At 69.4% G+C, this 21,134-nt stretch carries 3 protein-coding genes; all 3 read right to left on the reverse strand.

Features of this window, described 5'->3' with window-relative positions; all coding sequences use genetic code 11:
• From GQ56_RS0105660 to GQ56_RS0105670, 3 genes are read right to left on the reverse strand one after another with little or no spacing between them, the layout of a single operon-like run.
• The gene (locus tag GQ56_RS0105660) at positions 1–13,401 is read right to left on the reverse strand and encodes a hybrid non-ribosomal peptide synthetase/type I polyketide synthase (RefSeq protein ID WP_031397723.1); all 13,401 of its coding nucleotides are present in this window, start codon (positions 13,399–13,401) and stop codon (positions 1–3) included.
• Entirely contained in the window at positions 13,398–16,721 is a 3,324-nt protein-coding gene (locus tag GQ56_RS0105665) for a type I polyketide synthase (protein WP_031397724.1), read from the reverse strand. The genes GQ56_RS0105660 and GQ56_RS0105665 overlap by 4 nt, the downstream gene beginning before the upstream one ends.
• Positions 16,718–21,115, reverse strand: coding sequence for a hybrid fatty acyl-AMP ligase/type I polyketide synthase (locus GQ56_RS0105670; RefSeq protein WP_031397725.1), 4,398 nt, complete (start codon positions 21,113–21,115; stop codon positions 16,718–16,720). The genes GQ56_RS0105665 and GQ56_RS0105670 overlap by 4 nt, the downstream gene beginning before the upstream one ends.
• Positions 21,116–21,134 lie beyond the last annotated feature (19 nt).

Consider the following 21,134-nt stretch of genomic DNA (forward strand, 5'->3'; position numbering starts at 1 on the left):
TTAGAATGCGCTGAGTTCGACGGTCGGCTGACGGGTTCCGGCGTGCAGCGCACGGTGTCCCAAGGTCAGGTTCCGGATGCGAACGCCCGGATCGGCAAGCACTTCGCCGATGACGGACGTCAGCTCGTCGGCAAGGCCTTGCACCAGGGCCTCGCTGAATCGCCCCGCGTGATAGACGACGCTGATCGCGAGGCCCTCGGCGCGCGGCTCGGCCAGGAACCAGAAGTCCGTCGCGGCTTCCGTGTCCGCGCGTTGCGGATCGTGGTCCGGCTGCTCGGCAATGTGCACTTGTCCCGCGTAGCGGTCGACGGCGCCCTCGCGCTGGTTCTGCAGCGTCAGGCCGATGTCGAACAGCGGGTTGCGTCCCGCGACGCGTTTGACATGCAGGTCGTCGAGCAGGCGATCCAGCGGATACAGCGGATGGGAGAACGCTTCGAGGGTGGTGTCCCGCACCCGGGTCAGCAGCGTGTCGAAACGGTCGTCGCCGGCGACGCGATCGCGCAGCGCCAGTACGTTCAGGTAGGGGCCGACCTGCGACTCGAGTTCGGGCAGCTCGCGGCCCGCGACCGGCGTGCCGACGACGATGTCCTCCTGGCCGGAACGGCGGTAGAACAGTGCCTTGATGGCGGACAGCAGCGCGACGAACAAGGTCGCGCCGTAGCGCTTGCCGAGCGCATCGAGCGCCTGCGTGTCGGCGGCGGGCAGTTCGAACCGCCAGGTTTTCCAGCTCGGCACGGCCGGCTGCTCGACGTCGCCCGGCAGTGCCGGCGCGCGCAGGCCGCCGCCCAGCTTGGCCAGCCAGTAGTCCTTCATGCGGGCGCCGTCCGGCCCGGCGAGCAGGCGGTTCAGCCAGCCGGCGTAATCCTTGTACTGGATCGGGAGGGCGGGCAGCGGATTGTGCCGACGCTGGACGAACGCGTCATAGAGCGCCGACAGGTCGTCGAGCAGCACCTCCGTGGACCAGCCGTCGCTCACGATGTGATGCATCGTGCAGAGGCAGACGTGCCGGACTTCGGACAACCTGAGCAGCTTGACGCGGAACAGCGGGCCGGCGGCGAGATCCATCGGCGCGAGCCGTTCGCTCTCGTAGATCGAGATGGCCCGGGCGTCCCGGTCCTCGGCATCCTGCAGATCGACGACCTCGACGGGGAAGGCCGCTTCGCCGGGCGGCAGCACCTGCTGGACCGGCTGATTGCCTGCCAGCACGAAACGCGTGCGCAGGATCTCGTGACGTTCGCTCAGCGCGTGGAACGCACGCACGAGCGCATCCACGTCGAGCACGCCCTCGAGCAGCAGGGACGTGGGCAGCGGGCCGCCGGCTTGCCCTGCATTGAGGCGATCCTGGACCCACAGCCGGGTCTGGGCGGGGGAGAGTTCGTAGTGCGTCTGCGCCGGCAGCGGCGTCACGGGCGCGTAATCGATCGGCTGCGTATCGGCGATGCGCTTCGCGAGACCCGCAATGGTGGGGTGCGCGAACAGGCTGCGGATTTCCAGTTTCGCATGCAGATCGCGACGGATGCGCGCGACGACCTTCGTCGCGGACAGCGAATTGCCGCCCAGCTCGAAGAAATTGGCGGTCGTACCGATGCGGGCCTGGCCGAGCACTTCCTGCCAGATGGCCGTCAACTGCGCTTCGAGCGCGTTGGCCGGCGCAACGTGGTCCGGGCCGTCGCCGGGTTCGGGCAGCCTGGCGCGATCGAGCTTGCCGTTGGGCAGGGTCTCGAAGGCGGTCACGACGACGAACGCCGACGGCACCATGTAATCCGGCAGCCGCTGCCGCAGATGGCCGCGGACCGCTTCGATCAGTTCGGCTTCGGGGTGCGACGCGCACAGCCATGCGACGAGTCTCGCGCCGTCGTCCACGCCGCGCAGCGCCACGACGGCGGCGTCGACCAGCGGGTGCGAGGTCAGTACCGCCTCGATTTCACCGGGTTCGATGCGCAGGCCGCGCAGCTTGATCTGGTGGTCGATACGGCCGAGGAACTCGATATTGCCGTCGGGGCGATAACGCGCGAGATCGCCGGTACGGTAAAGGCGCGCGCGCGGGTCGGTCGAGAACGGGTCGGCGATGAACTTCGCGGCGCTCAGTTCCGGTTCGCCGTGATAGCCGAGCCCCACCGGCGTGCCGCCGATCAGCAGTTCGCCCGCGACGCCGAGCGGCGTGGGCTGCATGTGCGCGTCCACGATATGCAGGCGGGCATTGGCGATGGGCCGGCCGATCGGGACGATGCGGTGCGGGTCGTCGCGCTTGCACTCCCATGCGCTCACGTCGACGGCGGCCTCGGTGGGGCCGTAGAGGTTGTACAGCCTGACGTCCAGGCGCTCGAGGCAGCGCTGCTGCAGGTCGTAGGGCAGTGCCTCGCCGCTGCACACGACGCGGCGCAGCGACGCGCAGTGCGCGTCCAGGTCCGGATGGTCGAGGAAGGCGCGCAGCATCGACGGCACGAAGTGAATCGTGGTGATCCGTTCGCGCTGGATGAGTTCGGCCAGATAGTCGGTCTCGCGCTGTCCGCCGGGTCGGGCGAACACGAGGCGCGCACCGGTGACGAGCGGCCAGAAGAATTCCCAGACGGAGACGTCGAAGCTGAACGGGGTCTTCTGCAGGACGGCGTCGCCGGCGTCGAGCGAGTAGGCGTGCTGCATCCAGAGGATGCGGTTGGTGATCGCGCGATGGGCGTTGAGCGCACCCTTGGGGCGGCCGGTGGAACCGGAGGTGTAGATCATGTAGGCGAGGTTGTCGCCGTTCAGATCGGGTTCGGGGTTGGCCACGGCGTCGGGATCGAGGTCGAGTTCGCTGGAATCGACGACGATGAGGGCCGCGTGGGTGTCGGGCAGCGTGTCGCGCAGATGTTGCTGGGTGAGGAGCCAGCGCAATTGAGCGTGATCGATCATGAAGCGCACGCGCTCGGCGGGATAGTCGGGGTCGACGGGGACGTAGGCGCCGCCGGCCTTGAGGACGGCGAGCAGCGCGACGATCATGTCGAGCGAGCGTTCCATGGCGACGCCGACGAGGGCGTCGGGCCCGACACCGAGGGCGATGAGCCGGTGCGCGAGGCGGTTGGCGCGCAGGTTGAGATCGGCGTAGGTGAGCGAGTCGTCGTCATGAACGACCGCGACGGCCTCGGGCGTGCGCGCGACCTGCTGTTCGAACAGGCGGTGCAGCGGTTGCGCGGCGGCCTCGCCGAAATCCGTATCGGTCCGGTTCCACTCGACGGTCAGCAGGTTCCGTTCCGCTTCGCTCGTCAACGGCAGCCGGGCAACGGCGGCCGACGCATCGTCCGCGAGACGCGTGAGCAGGGTCCGGTAGATCGCGAGGAAACGCTCCGCGGTGTTCTCGTCGAACAGATCGGTGTTGTAGTCGCAATCGATCAGGAGTGCCTGCCCCGAGTCGAGGACGTTGACGTTCAAATCGAACGCGGTGTGGCGGATCAGCGGGGCGACCAGGTCGACCGTCAGGCCCGGCAGGCCGGGCAGCGCCGACACGGGCTCCAGATTGAAGACCGCCGATACCAGCGGGGCGGCGTTGAGATCGCGACGCGCACCGATTTCGCGGACCAGCTCGGCGAACGGATAGTCCTGGTGCTCGAGCGCATCGAGCAGGTTCTGCCGGGTGCCGGCCAGGAAGCTGGCCACGGTGGCTTGCTCGGGCAGCGTGGAGCGCAGCGGCAGCAGATGCGTGCAGTAGCCGGCGAGGCGATCGCTGCCGGCCACGGAACGGCCGGTCACCGGTATGCCGGTGACGATCTCTTGCTGGCCGGCGATGCGGTGCAGGAACAGGTTGAAACCGGCAAGCAGCACCATGTAGAGCGTGCAGCCGTTCTGACGGGCGGCGGTGCGCAGCGACGCGGCCGCCGCCGCGTCCAGATGCAGCGACACGCGCTTGCCGTGAAACGTCTTCACCGCGGGCCGCGGGTAGTCCGCCGGAAGGTTCAGCGGTTCGGTCTGGCGCTCGCACTGCGCGAGCCAGTACGCGCGATTCGCCTTCGTTTCCGGGCTGTGGCGCCGGCCGTCGAGCTGCTTCAGGTATTCGCGGAACTGGAGCGGCGCCGCGGCCGGCGCGGCGCCGGCATACGCCCGGGCCAGATCCTCGAGCAGGACGCCGAACGTCGAGCCGTCACAGATGATGTGATGGGCCGTCATCACCAGCAGGTGACGTTCGCTGTCCAGGCGCACGAGCGCGGCGCGAAAGAGCGGGCCGTTCACCAGGTCGAACGGCTCACGGCTCTCCTGGTCCCGCCACGCGTCCTGGTCCGCGTCGATCAGCGGAATCCGGAGCGTCAGCGACGGATGCACGATCTGGCCCGACCCGTCCGGCGTCACCGTCGTGCGCAGCGCCTCGTGTCGGTCGACCAGGCCCTGGACGGCGGCGCGCATCGCGGCTTCGTCGAGCCGGCCCTTCAGTTCGAGGGTAGTGTTGACGTTGTAGGCCAGCGAGCCGTCGGGATCGATTTCCGACAACACCCACAGCTGGCGTTGCGCTTCGCTCAGCGCGGCGACCGCGCCGTGCTTCGAGTGCGGCCGGATGAAGCCGCCGCGGCGCAGGTCGGCGACGCTGTCCTTCACCGCGCGGATGAACCGGTCGACATCGGCATCCGTATGCGCGGTGGAAAGGAAGCAGGTGCGCCATTCCCAGATGTAGATGCCCTTTTCGAGCATGTGATAGAAGAACAGGTCCAGGTTCTCGGTGAATTCGAAGCGGAACATCGAGCCGAACCACGTGACCTTGATCGGCGCCTCGGCCTCCACGAAGAACGCATTCAACGTGCCGGCGATTTGCGCGGTCCGTTCGTTGAGCGCGGCCTGCAGCGCCGGGCCTTCCTGCTCGATCTTCTCCAGCACCGCCAGCGCGGCCGCCATCGCCAGCGGGTACTGGCAGAACGTGCCGCCGAACGCGGTGCGGTCCGCGACCGGGAACGAGTGGTCGCCGTAGGTCCACATGCCGCCGTCGATGGCGTCCATGAAGCGGGTGGTGCCGGCGATCACGCCCAGCGGCAGGCCGCCGCCGATGATCTTGCCGTACGTCGCGAGATCGGCCCGGATGCCGAACATGGCCTGCGAGCCGCCCGGATGGACGCGGAAGCCGGTGATCATTTCGTCGAAGATCAGCGCGACGCCGGCCTCTTCGGTGATGCGGCGCAGTTCCTTGAGGAACGCGACGGGCTGCAGGGACGGGTTGCGACTCTGCACGGGCTCGACCATCACGGCCGCGAGGGTCGACGCCATGCCGCGAATGGCGTCGAGCGCCGCGTCGCTGCCGTAGTCGAGCAGGATCATGTTCTCGACCGAGCCGAACGGCACGCCGGGAGCGATGGTTTCCGTGACGCCTTCCGCGTTCGCCGCGGCGAGCGTGCCGTCGGCATGGCCGTGATACGAATGCGTGAACATCACGATCTTGTCGCGCCCCGTCACGGCGCGCGCGAGCCGCATCGCGGTCATGACCGCCTCGGTGCCGGTGTTCGAGAACGCCACGCGATCGAGGCCGGTGACGCGGGCAAAGCGCGCGGCCACTTCGCCGACCAGGCTGGAGCGTGCGCCCAGTTCGAGCGGGCGTTGCCATTCGCGGCTGACCTGACGCTGGATGAAGTCCGGCGTGTGGCCGAACAGATGCACGCCGAAGCCCATCGTGAAATCGATGTACTCGTTGCCGTCGATGTCCCACAGCCGCGAACCGGCCGCGCGCTCGCCGACGATCGGATACAGCATCTCCTTGGTCGAAAAGCGGAAGCCGACCGTGGCCCGGCTGTCGGCCAGCACCGAGCGGGACGCCTGCACCGATTCCTTCGATTTCCGGGTGCGCGTCGTGTAGCGCACGATCAGCGCTTCGAGATGCTCCTGCTGTACGGCGGACAAGCCGCGCGCCCGCTGTTCGACCGGGCTGCCCCACGGCATCATCGGCTTGGGCGGCCGGTTGCCGGTCGCGGCCGCAGTTGCCGGCGCGGGCTTCGCTGCGGGCGCGGCGGCCGGCACCGCGATCGCGGCCGTGGCTGCGACGTTCGTGACGTTCGTGACGTTCGTGACGGCTTGCGCGGCGACCGTCGCCGGCCGGACGTCGGCGTGGCCGGTCAGCGATGTGCGCAGCAACTCCATCTGCTGGCTCATGACGCGCGACAGCAACTGATTCTGCTCCCGCAACACGCGCTCGACCGTGGAGCCGCCTTCGGCCGCCACCCATTCCACCGGCGCGGCGGCGGGCGCCACAAGCCCCGCCGCCGACGGCGCGAGCGCCACCGTGGACGGCTCGGCCACGGTCACGGCTACGGCCTCGGCCTCGGACGGCGCGGCTTCCACCGGCAAGTTGTCCGCGATGTATTCGGCGAGCGCCTGCACCGTCGCCAGGTCTTCGAAGAAGCGGCGCATGCCCGGCTTCACGCCGTACTGTTTCTCGATGTGCCGGATGGCCTCGATCAGGATGATCGAGTCGGCGCCCATCTCCAGGAACGGCAGGTCGATGTTGATGGTGGCGGGATCGGCCTGGATCAATTCGCCGATCTTGCCGCGAAGCCATTCGAGAACCTCGCCGCTACGGTCGTGGGTCGGCGTTGCAGCGAGGGGTGATGCGCTTGTCTGAGTCATGGACGTGTCCGCTTTCTGAAACCAGGTACGGCTGCGTTGGAAGGGATAGGACGGCAAGGCGACGCGCACGGGGGCGGGTGTTTCGGTTGCGGCCCAGGCGACATCGACGCCCCGGGCATAAAGGCTCGACAGCGTTTCGATCAGCGCTTGCTGCTCGACCTGCGGCCGCTGCAGGGCCAGGAACTGGATCCCGGCATCCGGCGCGCAGCACGCGCGGGCCAGGTTGACGAGCACCGGCTTGGGACCGATTTCGACCAGCAGGTTGAAACCGGCTTCGGCGAGGCGCTCGACGCTGCTCGCGAACTGCACCGGCTCCCGGCAGTGACGGCGCCAGTACGCGTCGGTGGGCGCCTCGTCCATCGCGGCGCCCGTGAGATTCGAATAGAACGGGATGGTCGGGCGCGCGACGGGCACGGCTTGCGCCGCGGCCTGGAAGCTGTCCAGCATCGGCTCGAGCAGCGGCGAGTGAAACGCGTGCGACGTGTTGAGCGGCACGGACCGGATGCCCTGCGCGGCAAACGCGTCGACCAGCAGTGCGATGCGCTCGCGCTTGCCGGAAATCACGATGCTGGCCGGCCCGTTGACGGCAGCCACCGCGACCTCGTGCGGACAGGCTTCGATCGCGCGCTCGATCGTGGCGAGGTCGGTGAAAATCGCCGCCATCTCGCCGTCGCGGGGCAATGCCTGCATCAACCGGCCGCGTTCGGCGATCAGCCGCAGGCCGTCTTCCGGCGAGAAGACGCCGGCCGCGCAAGCCGCCGCGTACTCGCCGACGCTGTGTCCCATCACCGCGTCGGGCACCACGCCGAACGACGCCAGCAACGTGGTGAGCGCGTACTGCAGCGAGAACAGGGCCGGCTGGCTGTAGCCGGTCTGATGGATGTCCTCGGACGGCGCGGACAGCACCTCGAGCAACGGCTTGTCGAGCAGCGGATCGACCACCGCGCGGCAGCGGTCGATGGCGTCGCGGAACACCGGATACGCGTCGTACAGGCGTCGGCCCATGCCGGCGTATTGCGAGCCCTGGCCGGTGAAGAGGAACGCCATCTTCACGCGGGGGGCGGGCTGCGCCGCGCCCGCAGGTTCCCTGGCCTGGAAGGCGCGCAGCTTGTCGATGGCGTCCTCGACGGAGGTCACCGGCAGCGCCAGCCGGTGTGCGAAATGCGAGCGGCCGGCCGCCGCCGAAAACGCCACGGCCGCGATATCGAGACCCGGTTCGGCTTCGAGCCGCCGCTGATAGCGCCCGGCAAGCTCGCGCAATGCCGCCGGCGTCTTGCCCGACAGCACCAGCGCATGCACCTTGTGTCTCGACGGCGTCGCCCGTTGCGCCGGCACGGGGGCTTCTTCGAGTACCACGTGCGCATTGGTGCCGCTCGCGCCGAACGCGCTCACGCCGGCTCGCCGCGGCCGCTCGCCGCGAGGCCACGCGCTCGCCTCGGTACAGATCTCGACGGGCAGCGCGTCCCACTGCACCAGCGGGTTCGGGCGGCGCAGATGCAGGTGGGCGGGCAGGCGGTCGTGGTTCAGCGACAGCACGACCTTGATGACCCCCGCGATGCCGGCGGCGGATTCTGTGTGGCCGATGTTGGTCTTCACCGAGCCGATCCGCAGCCGCCGGCCCCCGTCACGGCCTTCGCCGAATACCGTCGCGAGCGCCTGCACCTCGACGGGATCGCCGAGCGGGGTGCCGGTGCCGTGCGCTTCCACGTAATCGATGGACGCGGCGGGCAGCCCGCCCAGCGCCTGACGGATGACGGCTTCCTGCGCGCGGCCGTTCGGCGCGGTAAAGCCGCTCGATGCGCCATCGTGGTTGACGGCCGAACCGCGCAGCACGGCCAGCACGCGATCGCCTGCGGCGAGCGCATCGGACAGGCGCTTGAGCACCAGTGCGCCGCAGCCTTCACTGCGCACGAAGCCGTCCGCCGCCGCGTCGAAGGTCTTGCAGCGGCCGTCCGGCGCCAGCGCCCGCGTGCGCGACACGGCGATGGAGTTGTCCGGCGACAGTATCAGGTTGACGCCGCCCGCGATCGCGAGATCGCATTCGCCGCCGCGCAGATTCTGGCTGGCGAGATGGATCGCGGTGAGCGACGACGAGCAGGCGGTGTCGATCGCCATGCTCGGTCCCTGCACGCCCAGTCCATAGGAGATGCGGCCGGCCGCCGTGTTGAGCGGATTGCCGGTGAAGAAATAGCCGTCGATGCCGCTGCCGCCGCCGTTGCGAAGCTGCAGGTTCGCGTAATCGTTGGTGGTGATGCCGACGAAGACGCCGGTCCGGCTGCCCTTGAGACCGTCGACGGGAATCCCGGCATGCTCCAGCGCTTCGTGACTGACTTCGAGCAACAGGCGCTGCTGCGGGTCCATCGCGGCCGCTTCGCGCGGCGTGATGCGGAAGAAGGCCGGATCGAACTGGTCGACGTCGCCGAGGAAACCGCCGAAGCGGCAAACCATGCGCCCCGGCGCTTCCGGATCGGGGTCGTGGTACGCGTCGACGTCCCAGCGCTCGCGCGGCACTTCGGAAATCGCATCCACGCCGTCGTTCAACAGTTGCCAGTAGGCGTCGAGGTCGTGCGCGGCGCCCGGAAAACGGCAACTCATGCCGACGATCGCGATCGGCTCCGGCGTGCCGGTCTCGCGAGCCGCAACGGTCGCCGCGACCGGCCGCGGCGGCACGGCCTCCGTCGGCGTCGCGTGCGCGTCCGGCGTCGCGCCGGACGACTGGTCCGCCAGAAAATCGGCGAGGGCGTTGACCGTCGGATGATCGAACAGCAGCGCGACCGGCAACGGGATGCCCAGCGCCTGTTCGACGAGCGTGCGCACGTCCAGCGCCATCAGCGAATCCATGCCCATCTCGAAGAAGCCGAGGTCGCGATCCAGCGTCCCCGCTTCGTAGCCGAGCACCTGGGCCACCGCGCGGTCGATGCTGTCCGCCAGCAGACGCTTGCGCTCGCGCGGCGAGGCGTCGCGCCATGCCGGCGTCGCCTGCGCGCCCGTGGCGGTGCGGGCCACCCGTACGCGGTCGAGGAAGGGGCGGGGCCCGCGCGCCTCGTACGAGGCCTGGAACAGCGCCAGGTCGATATCGACGACCGCCGCCTGCGGCACGGCGGGGAGGTGATCCAGCAGGTCGAGCGCGCGATCCGCCGCCAGCGACCGGATGCCGACGCGCCGCAGCAGCGCTTCCGCCTCGGGGAACGTCATGCCGCCTTGTGCCCAGGGCCCCCAGTTCACGCTCAGGGCCGGCAGGCCCAGCGCGCGGCGATGATGCGCGAGCGCGTCGAGGAAGCGGTTCGCGGCACTGTAGTGCGCCTGGTCGCGCGAGCCCCATGCGGATGCGATCGACGAAAACAGGAGGAAGAAATCGAGCGGGAAGGGCGCGCTGTGCCGATGAAGCAGCCACGCGCCGGCGACCTTGGGCGCCAGGACCGCGTCGAGTTCCGCGCGCTCGACCTGCACGATCGGCTTGTAGCCGACGATGCCGGCCGCATGCACGATGCCCCGCAGCGGCACGTCGTCGCGCCGCAGCGCGGCGAAGAAATCGGCGACCGCCACCGGATCCGCGATATCGAGGCGCTCGCAGCGCAGTGACACATTGTGCTCGCGCAGCTCGGCGATCGCCTGCCGGCTCTCGTCGCTTGCCGCCCCTTGACGGCCGACCAGGATCAGCGTGCCCGCGCCGCGCGCCGCCAGCCATCGCGCGGTGTGCAGCCCGAGCGCGCCGAACCCGCCGGTGATCAGGTAGGCCGCGTCCGGATCGACCCGCAGCGCGGCCGTGTCGGCTTGCGCGAGCGGGTTCAGGCGTGCGACATGGCGCACGTCGCGCCGCAACGCCACCTGTTCTTCGCGGTGCTCCCCGAGCAGTTCCTGAAGCAGCGCCTGCGTCTCGTCCGCCGGCGCGGCCGGATCGAGATCGATCGCCGTGCCGAACCATTCCGGATGCTCGATCATCGCCCCGCGTGCCAGGCCCGACAGTGCAGCCTGTGCGAGCCCCGTGACGCGGGGCGCTTCGCCGGCTTCCACCGCGTCGCGCGTGACCACCGAGATCCTGGGCCCGATCGCAGGCGTCCGCTCGCTGCCGGCCCGCGCGTGCACGAGATGCAGCAGCGCGGTGGACATGCGCGACGCGCCCACGGCTTCGTCCAGCGCCCATAAAAAGACGATGCGTTGCCCGGGCGCGGCGGTCTCGTTCAGCAAGCGCACGAAATGGTCCGGCTGCTCGGGCGCGACCTGCCAGCCCGCTTCCGCGCCGCCGCCATAGTCGCGGCCCGGGCGTACCAGCGCGCACGACGCGCCGTGCGTGCGCAGCAGCGCGGCGAACCGTTCGCCGACACCGCTTTCGTCCGCGAAGATCAGCCACGGGGACGCGTCGGCGGCGAGCCGTGCCGCCGGCAACGCGGCCTGCTGTTCCCACACCACGTGATAGAGCGGGGGAACGGCGGGGGCGGCGGTTTCGGCCGGGGCGAACGCGGTCCTGAGCAGTTCCGGGACGACGTTCAGCACGTCTTCCGGGTACTTGCCGGACGCCTTGAGATGCCGCAACGCTGCGTCGATGCTGCCGGCATCCAGGCCGACGACGGGCGACGGGATCTTCTCCAGGCTGAACCGCTGCCGCTCGAATGGATAGTTCGGCAAGGTGGTGGCAGGCTGGGCCGGCGCCGGGAACAGCGCGTGCCAGTCGAATTGCCCGCCCTGCACGTACAGCGCCGCGAGTGCGTGCTCCAGTGCCTCGCCGGCGCAGGGTGGCGGCAGCCAGCCGTCGGCGAGCCCCTCCGGCACCTGCTGCGCGTCGGGCTGATCCGGCGTCCCGGCAAGCTGCAGCCAGTACTGCGGGTGTGTCGCCTCGTCGGCCACCTCCGTGCCGAGACAGCCTGAAATCAGGCGGACCGACGGCCGTGCGAGCGGCATGTCCCGAAGCGCGGCGCGCAACGCGTCGGCGTCCCGGCGGGCGGCCACGAGGCGCAGCGCGTCGGCCGCGCTCACGACCCCCGCCACGCAGGCCGCGACATATTCGCCGATGCCGTGTCCCGACACGACGGCCGGCCGGATGCCCCATCCCTTCCACAGTTCCGCCCACGCGAACTGGACCGCGAAGCGGCCCGCGTCGGTATCGAGCGCCTCCAGCGGCACCGCGCAACGGTCGAAGGCATCGCGAAACAGCGGTTCCGATGCGTGGAGCGCGTGCGCGACGCCAGTGTCCGGCACGCCGAACCGGGCGCCCAGGCGCACCGTCTTGCCCGTGCGCGCCACGGCCGCCGACGCGCTCCGCCCGCCCGACACATAGGCCGTGCGAAACGGATAGTGACTCCGCCCGGTGGCGGCGGCGCGGCAGATGGCGGCGTGCTCCTGCGGCGTCGCGCCGGCGATCGTGCGCTCGTAGCGTGACGCGAGCGCCGCCAGCGCCGCTTCGGATCTGGCCGACAGCAGCAGCAACCGGCGCTGCGCCGCGTGCGCCGGTGCGACCGGCGGTTCCTCGACGATCGCGTGCGCATTGGTGCCGCTGAATCCGAACGCGCTGACCCCGGCGATGCGCCGGCGCTCCCCGCGACGCCATGCGACCGGATCGGCCGCGACGCGGATCGGGATGTCCTGCCACGGCGTATGCGGATTGGGTTGTGTGAAGTGCAGGTGCGCCGGAATCCGGTCGTGCTCGAACGACAGCAGGACCTTGATCAGGCCGGCGATGCCGGACGCGGATTCGAGATGTCCGATATTGGTCTTGACCGAACCGATCACGAGCGGCTCGCCGGTCGTGCGACCGGGACCGTAGACGCCCGCCAGCGCTTCGACCTCGATCGGGTCGCCGAGGGAGGTCCCGGTACCGTGGGCCTCGACATAGGAGACGTCGCCGGGCGCGAGGCCGGCCTGGTTCAGCGCACGGCGTATCACCCGTTCCTGCGAATCGCGGCTCGGCACGGTCAGCCCGCCGCCGCCGCCGCCCTGGTCGACCGCGGTGCCACGCACGATGCCGAGCACCCGGTCGCCGTCCGCGAGCGCGTCGGCGAGGCGCTTGAGCACCACCATGCCGCACCCTTCGCCGCGCACATAGCCGTCCGCCGACGCGTCGAAGGTCTTGCAGCGTCCGTCCGGCGACAGCATGCGTGCCTGCGAGAAACTGACCATGACCTCGGGCGACAGCATCAGGTTGACGCCGCCCGCGAGCGCCATGCCGGTTTCACGCGAGCGCAGGCTTTCGCAGGCGAGGTGCAGGCAGACCAGCGACGACGAGCAGGCCGTATCGATCGCCATGCTCGGGCCGGTGAGGCCCAGCACGAACGACAGCCGGCCCGCGGCCATGTTAAGCGCGCTGCCCGTGCCGGCGTAGCTGCTCGACGGCATCGCCGCATTGGACACCTGGATCGCATGGTCGAAGCAGGTAATGCCGACGTACACGCCCGTGGCGGACTGCCGGAAGCGCTCGGGCGCGAGATGGGCATTCTCGAGCGCCTCCCAGGCCACTTCGAGCAGGAGCCGTTGCTGCGGATCGAGATAGGTCGCTTCGCGCGGCGCGATTCCGAAGAACGCCGCGTCGAACTGATCGACGCGTTCGAGAAACGCGCCGTGGCGGGTCGCCATCTTGCCGGGCGCGGACGGATCGGGGTCGTAATAGCGGTCGATGTCCCAGCGTTCGCCCGGCACTTCGGTGACGGCGTCGCGCGCGTTGTCGAGCAATTGCCAGAATGCGTCCGGCGTATCGCTGCGGCCGGGGAAGCGGCAAGCCATGCCGATGATGGCGATCGGTTCGTTGCGGTCCGAGCGCAGCGCCGCGATTTCCGCGCGCCGCTGGCGCAGTTCGTCGAGCGCGGCTTTCAGTGCTTGCGTGGCCTTGGCGTTCATTGGGCGCCGATCTCCTGCGCGATCAGTTCGGAAAGGTCGTCCTCGTCGAGGTCGTCCGATGTTTCGTCGACGACAGGCGCGGGGAGCGACGGTGACAGTTCGCCGAGCACGTACCCGGCGAGCGCTTGCAGGTTCGGATAGGAAAAGAACAGCGTCGCGCGGAACGGCCTGCCGAACACCTTGGCGAGGCGGTCGGTCAATTCGAGCGCGATCAGCGAATCCAGGCCGAGATCGAGCAGCGACTGCTCGGGCGCGATGGCGTCGGGGCCGGGCAGACGCAACGTCTCGGCCAGCATCTTCGCGAGCGTGCCGGCGATGAGCTCGAGCCGCTCGCGCGGCGCGCACGCATGCAGCTGGCGCAGCAATGCCGTCTCCTGCTGCGCAGGCTGCGCGGCCGGTTGCGCCAGCTCGGAAAACAACGCCGACCCGGCAGCCGGCGCATCGACCCGGAACAGCGTCGGCCAGTCGATGCGCGCGACCCCGGACTGGGCAACGCCGGACGCCATCAGCCGTTCGAGGGTCGCGATGGCCAGTTCGGGCGACAGCGTGCCCACGCCGAGCGCGCCCAGCTGTTCATGCGCGCGCCGTCCGTAGTCGGTGGCGGCGTGGCCGATCTCGGCCCACGGCCCCCAGTTGACGCTGAGCGCCGGTTTTCCCTGCGCGCGCCGATGCTGCGCCAGCGCGTCGAGGAAGCTGTTCGCCGCCGCGTAGTTGCCCTGGCCCGGCATGGTGATCAGCGCGGCCATCGACGAGAACAGCACGAAATGGTCGAGCGGCAGGTCGGCCGTCAGCTCGTGCAGATACCACGCGCCATCGGCCTTGCCGCTGCCGGCGCGATGGAAGAAGTCGTCGTCCTGGCGGGCCAGCAGCGCATCGTCGAGTGCGCCGGCGAGGTGAAACACCCCCTTGAGCGGCGGCATCGAACGCGCGATCTCGCCGATCGCGTCCGCGACGTCCTCGCGACGCGACAGATCGGCGCGAACGAAGCGGGCGTCGAGCGTCTGCAGGATCTTTTCGGCGGCGGCGGAAGGCGTGCTGCGCCCGAGCAGCACGACCTTGCCGGCGCCGTTGCCGGCGAGCCAGGCCGCGGGCCGCAGGCCGAGCCCGCCGAGCCCGCCGGTCACCAGATAGGTCGCGTCAGGGTGGAACCTGACCGGCCGGTGGCTGACGAATTCGCGATTGTCGCGGGCGATGCGCGCGACGTGGCGCTGTCCGCCGCGAAACGCGATCATGTCTTCACGGCCGCCGGCCAGCACCGCCTGCACGATGTCCGTCGCCGACGGCCGCGCGGGATCGAGGTCGATCAGGCCGCCCCACAGCGGCGCATGCTCCACCGCGATCGCCCGGCCCACCCCCCACAGCGGCGCTTGCGCCACGGCGGTCGATTCGCCGTCCAGAACGTTCATCGCACCCGACGTCACCAGCCACAGACGCGCCTGCCGGGCCGACGGCGCGCGCGACGCAAGCGCCCTGACCAGCTGCAGCACGCTCGCGCTGGCGCGCCGTCTCGCGGCGACATCGGCGGGCGCGAGATCGAGACTCCACAGATGGATGACGCCCTTCAGCGGCCGGTCGAGCGCGGGCAGCGCCGCGCTCGCGTCGGCGAAGTGCAGCGCGCACGTATCGCCCGCGCTTTCCAGCAGGGCCGACAGTTGCGCGCCGACGCCACCACGGTCCGCGAGAATCAGCCACTCGCCCTGCGCCGAAGCGCCGGTTGCCGCTTCGATGCTCGACGGTCTCCAGACACGCCGATAAAGCAGGCCGGCGAAGTCGTGCCGCTCGCCGGCATGCCCGGCGCGCACCTGCTGCAACCGCAGCGCGTCGATCTCGATCAGCAGCCGGCCGGCGAGGTCGTGGACGCGGATATCGCCCTCCAGCGCGTGTTGCCCGGCCGGCTTGCGCAGCGTCACGTGACTCCATGCCTCCGCTGACGACGGCGGCTGATGAACCCGTACCGCACCGATCGAACTGGGCAGGTACAGGTCCCCGGCCTCCAGCGCGTCCGGATCGATGGCGGCCGCGAGCACGCGGCTGCACGCATCGAGAAACGCCGGATGCACGTGGAATTGCGACGACGCCAGCGCGTCGGCCGGCAGGCTGATTTTCCCCAGCGCCTCGCCGGTCGTGCGCCAGATCTGCCGGATCGCATCGAACACGCCGTCGATCTGCACGCCGTACTGCCGGATTTCGCCGTTGAAGTCCGCGCCCGACGTCGTTTCGGTGCAGCGCGCCTGCACCTCGGCGGCATCGAATCTCGCCGGCTCGGCGCGCCGTTTGGGCGCGCACAGCTCCCGCAGCCGGCGCAGGTGAGGGAGATTGCCCAGGATCAGCTCGACCGGCGGACCGAAATCGAGCAGGCACGCCACTTCGTCCACGCCGATCGACTCGAGGTCCCGCACCCGGTCGACGCAGGATTCCGGCGTCCCGATGAGGCCGCGCGATTGCGCGAAGCGTTCATAGAGAAACTCGACGAACTCGTCCAGTTCGCGCGCCCCCATCGCACGCACGTCCACCGACTGGCCACGGCTTTGCGCCAGCCCGTTCAGCAGTCCGATATTGCTGCGGATGTAGTTGCAGAACGGCGCGCGCGCCTGCTCGCGCACCCGCGCCTCATCGTCGCCGACGAACGTGTGCAGCATCACCGACACGGTGCCGCTTGCCGGGTCGAAGCCATGTTTCGCGCGCGCCTCGCGGTAGAGGGCGATCTTGTGCGCGAGCTGGTCCCGGTCCTGGTCGAGCACGTGGGTCAGCAGGTTGGCGCCGACTTCTCCGGCGCGGACGAACGTCTGCGGATTGCCGGCGGCGGTCACCCAGACGGGCAGTTCCGGCTGCACCGGCGTCGGGTAGATGCGCAATTGCACCGGCTTGCCGACGCCGTTGTTCGCATTCAGCGATCCGCCGCGCCACAGATTCCGGACGGCGCGCAGCGTCGTCAGCATGTCGTCCTGCCGGGTCGCGTATTTGTCAGGCGCGAGCACGAAGTCGTCCGGATTCCATCCGGAGGCGAACGACACGCCCACGCGACCGTTCGACAGGTTGTCCACCATGGACCACTCTTCCGCGATCCGGATCGGGTTGTGCAGCGCGGCCACCACGCTGCCCGCGATCAGTTGCACGCGTCCGGTGACCGCGGCGAGGGCGGCGTGCAGGACGGCGGGATTCGGATACAGCGAGCCGAATTCGGTGAAATGGCGCTCCGGCACCCAGACGCTGGAGAACCCGTTCGCATCGGCGAAGCGCGCGCTCTCCATCACGAGCTGGTACTTGTTGCCGGACAGCGCCTCTTCACTGCTGGCGAAGAACATCAGGCCGAATTTCATGCGTGGCTCCGATCCGATTCGTGAATTTCGGCACTGGCGCAGATCTGCCATGTCGCGGCGGCGCTCGTATCCTCGATCCGGTGATAGACGGCAAACGAAAACGGTCCCCACGACTGGCGGCTCAGCACGGTCTGCACGGCGCGCGATCCATGCGGATGCAGCGGCAACGGCGCATGCAGTGCGAGGTCCTTCAACGTGGTATGGCCGTCGGCGCCGATCTCCGCGGTGGCCGCCAGCGCCATTTCCACATAGGCGGAATAGGGCAGGACGGGCGGTCCCTTCACGCGATGACCGGCGAGAAAGGCGGTGTCCGGTGCGTCGAGACTCGACTCCCAGATCCACGTGCCGGGCAAATGCGCGTGCTGCGTCATGAGGCGCCCGAGCAACGGATGCCGGGGCGCGCGCGGGTTGAGCCAGAAACTGCGACGCTCGAACGGATAGGTCGGCAGTGCGAGCCGGCGGGACGGGGCGGGCGGTTCGACGGCGTGCCAGTTGACGGATGCGCCACGCACGTAGAGCCCGGCGAGCGTGTGCAGGATCGCGTCCCAGGCGGCCGCCCGCGCACCGATCTCGATGACGATGCCAGGTGTGCCCGCCGCGGCGCCGTCCGGGGCCTGCGGCACGTCCGCCAGCGAGGCCGCGGCGCGATGCCCTTCGCCCGTGCTGCTGACGGCGTCCGGCGTGATGCCGAAGGACATCCACAGTTGCGCGAGCGCGCGCTGGAAGGCTGTGAAGCCGGCCTCGGCCGCGTCCGGTTGCTGCTGCATCAGCGCGCTGAACGCGGGGCTCGCCGAGCGCAATTGCCGAACCGCATCGGCGCTGGCGCCGTCGTCGGCGGAAAAGTGAAACGTCACCGCGGGCGGTGTGTCGGCGGCCTCGCCGGCCGAAACGGCATGCAGCCGTGAACGCAACGCATCGAGACTCGATGCGACGATGGCCGCCCGCCGCGCGAAGTGGGTGCGCCCGGTGTTCGCCGTCGACGCGACCTCCCGCAAGCGAACCTCGGGATGAGCGTCGAAATACGCCGCATAGGACGCCGCCAGCGCTTGCAACGCTTCGGGCGTGCGCGCGGAGAGTGTCACGATGTGCGTCGCGGGCGTCGCCGGATCGTCTTCGATCATTCCGGCGCGCGGCGCTTCGGACAGGATCATGTGCGCATTGGTGCCGCCGAAGCCGAACGAACTCACGCCGGCCACACGCGGCCCGTGTTCCGGATGCCAGGGTACGACCTGCTGTGGAATGCGGAACGGCGTGTCGTCGAGCGCGATATGCGGATTGAGCGACCGGAAATGGAGGTTCGGCGGAATGGTGCGATGGTGCAGCGCCAGCGCGGTCTTGATCAGGCTCGCGATGCCCGCTGCCGATTCCAGGTGGCCGATGTTGGTCTTCACCGAACCGATCCAGCAGCGCGCTTCAGGTTGCCGCGATTCGCCCAGCACGGCCGTCAGCGCGTTCAGCTCGATGGGGTCGCCCAGCGGCGTGCCAGTTCCGTGCGCCTCGACGAAGCCGATGTCCTGCGGCCGCACGCCGGCATCGCGCAGCGCGCCGTGAATCACGGCCTGCTGAGCCGGGCCGTTCGGCGCGGTCAGGCCGTTGCTGCGCCCATCCTGGTTCACCGCCGAACCACGGATCACCGCGAACACGGTGTCGCCGTTCGCGAGCGCATCGTCGAGACGCTTGAGCAGCACCATGCCCACGCCTTCGCCGCGCACATAGCCGTTGGCATCCGCGTCGAACGCCTTGCAGCGGCCATCCGGCGACAGCATGCCCGCTTGCGTGAAGGACGCGCTCAATTGCGGCGCCAGGATCAGGTTGACCCCGCCGGCAAGCGCCGCATCGCTCTCGCCGCGCTGCAGCGCGCGGCACGCGTGGTGAACCGCGACGAGCGACGACGAACACGCCGTGTCGACCGCCCAGCTCGGGCCGCGCAGATCGAGCGTGTAGGCAATGCGGTTGGCGGCGACGCTGAGCGCATTGCCGGTTGCGACATACGGGCCGACATCCGCGTCTTGTTCCTGCGCCAGCCGGACGTAGTCGGCATTGCTGATGCCGACGATGACCGCGGTGCGGCTGCCGGCGAGATGCCGGGGCACGATCCCCGCGTGCTCGAACGTCTCCCACGCCACCTCGAGAAGCAGGCGTTGCTGCGGGTCCATCGTTTCGGCCTCGCGGGCGCTGATGCCGAAGAATTCCGCATCGAACTGATCGACCTGGTCCAGCAATCCCGTGGTCGGAAGGCCGCCGGCGCGTGCGTTCGACGCGCCGACCGCGTCATGGCCCTCCAGCAGGCGCTGCCAGAATGCGTCGGGATGACTGGCGCCGGGGAAGCGGCATCCCATGCCGACGATGGCGATATCCGCGCGTGCGGCGGCAACGGGCGTGTCGTCCGACGCCGCATGCCCGGCGCCGCAGAAATGGCGCGCCAGCAGGGCAATGCTCGGGAAATCGTAGACGACCGTAGGAGAAACCGGCTGCCCGAGCCAGTCCTGCAACTCGCCCGAGAGCAGGATCGCGTCTTTCGAATCGAGCCCGAAGGTGCTGAAGGGCGCGTCGGGGTCGAGCTTGCCGGGCGCGATGCCCGACAGATGCGCGACCCGCTCGATGCACCATTGCACGAGTTCCTGCGTGTCGCGCACCCCGGTGGCCGGGCGTGCGGCCTCTTGGGAGAACGAACGCCGCCATTCGCCCGCGATCGCGAGCCCCTGTTCATCGAGGAAGGCTTGCCGGATTCGGCTGCGCTGGATTTTTCCGCTGGACGTGCGCAGGATCGTCGCCGGTTTCAACAGGATCGCCGCGTACAGATCGACATCGTGCACTTCGGCGAGCTGGCGCCGGATCGCCGTGGCGACGGCTTCGGCGTTCAGCGTGTTGAGCGCTTCGCGGCGCACTTCAGCGGCGACGACGACCCGCTCCACGTTATCGACGTTGATCGAGAACGCCGCTGACGCGGCGGGCGCCAGCGCGGGGTGGCTCGACTCGGCCGATTGCTCGAGATCCTGCGGGTAGTGATTGCGGCCCGCGACGATGATCAGGTCTTTCAGGCGGCCGGTGACGAAGAGGTGCTCGCCATCGACGAAGCCGAGATCGCCCGTGCGCAGGTAGCGCGCGTCATCGCCGGCCAGCCTCGCGCGGAAGGTGCGCTCCGTTTCCTCGGCGCGGTTCCAGTAGCCGACGCCGACGCTCGGGCCCGTCACCCAGATTTCTCCGATTCGGCCGGGCGGGCAGCGTTGACCGGTTTCCGGGTTCACGATCTCCAGGCGATGCCCCGCCCAGGCGCGGCCGCATGAGACCAGCGCGTGGCGCTTGCCGTGCGCGCTTCGCGTCGCCATGCCTTGCGCAAGATCGTCGGCGTCGAAGTCGGCCACGAGCGGCTGCGAGCGCGCCGGCTGGCCGGAGATGAACAAGGTCGCCTCGGCCATGCCGTACACCGGGCGCATGGTTTCCGCGTGGAAGCCGCGCGATGCGAATGCGCGCGAAAAACGCGCCACCGATTCCGCGCGCACCGGTTCCGCGCCGTTGAATGCCACCCGCCAGCTGCTCAGGTCCAGCTGTTCGCCGGCTTCGTCCGAAATCTTGCGTGCGCACAGGTCGTACGCGAAATCCGGTGCCGCGCAATGCGTGCCGCGATACTTCGTGATGGCTTTCAGCCAGCGGTGCGGCTTCTGCACGAACGCCGCCGGCGCCATCAGCACCGACAGCACGCCGAGATAGATCGGCAACAGCACCTTCCCGAAGAAACCCATGTCGTGAAACACCGGAAGCCAGCTGACGAACACGGCCGACGCATCGGCATCGCTGGCTTCGGCGATGACCGCCATGTTGCTCAGGATGTTCGCATGACTGATCATCACGCCTTTGGGCGTACCGGTGGAGCCCGACGTGTACTGCAGCAGCGCCAGCGTCTGCGGCGTGATGTCCGGCGCGCGCCATTGCCCGGCCGGTGCGTCGAAGCCCTGATCGGTCGCCAGGATCCGCAGTTCCAGCGTGTCGGAGTAACCGTCCGCGCGATGCGCGATGCCGCCGAGCGTGGCTGCGTCGGTCAGCGCGACGACCGGCCCGGCGTCGGCCACGATCGACTTGAGGCGATCGGCGGGGCGATTCCTGCGCGGCGGATAGGCGGGCACGCCGATCAGGCCGGCGTACAGGCATCCCACCCACGCGCAGATGAATTCCAGTCCGGGCGGATAGACCAGCAGGACACGATCGCCTGGTTGCGCAATCTCCTGCAGGCGGGCGGCGATGCCGCGCGCGCGCTCGTCCAGGTCGCCATACGTGAGTCGGGCCAGTTCCGATTCGCCGTTATCGAGAAAAATGAACGCCGTCTTCTCAGGTTCGATCTTGCCGCGAAACCGCAGTATTTCCGTAACAGTCCTGAATTTTGTATCGGGAAGCATACTCAACCTTCGTTGTCTG

This window comes from Burkholderia paludis, from assembly GCF_000732615.1.
GTDB lineage: Bacteria > Pseudomonadota > Gammaproteobacteria > Burkholderiales > Burkholderiaceae > Burkholderia > Burkholderia paludis.

Coding starts and splice junctions, on each gene's coding strand:
- GQ56_RS0105660 (WP_031397723.1), bottom strand. CDS start 13,401: ATGAACGCCAAGGCCACGCAAGCACTGAAAGCCGCGCTCGACGAACTG.
- GQ56_RS0105665 (WP_031397724.1), bottom strand. CDS start 16,721: ATGAAATTCGGCCTGATGTTCTTCGCCAGCAGTGAAGAGGCGCTGTCC.
- GQ56_RS0105670 (WP_031397725.1), bottom strand. CDS start 21,115: ATGCTTCCCGATACAAAATTCAGGACTGTTACGGAAATACTGCGGTTT.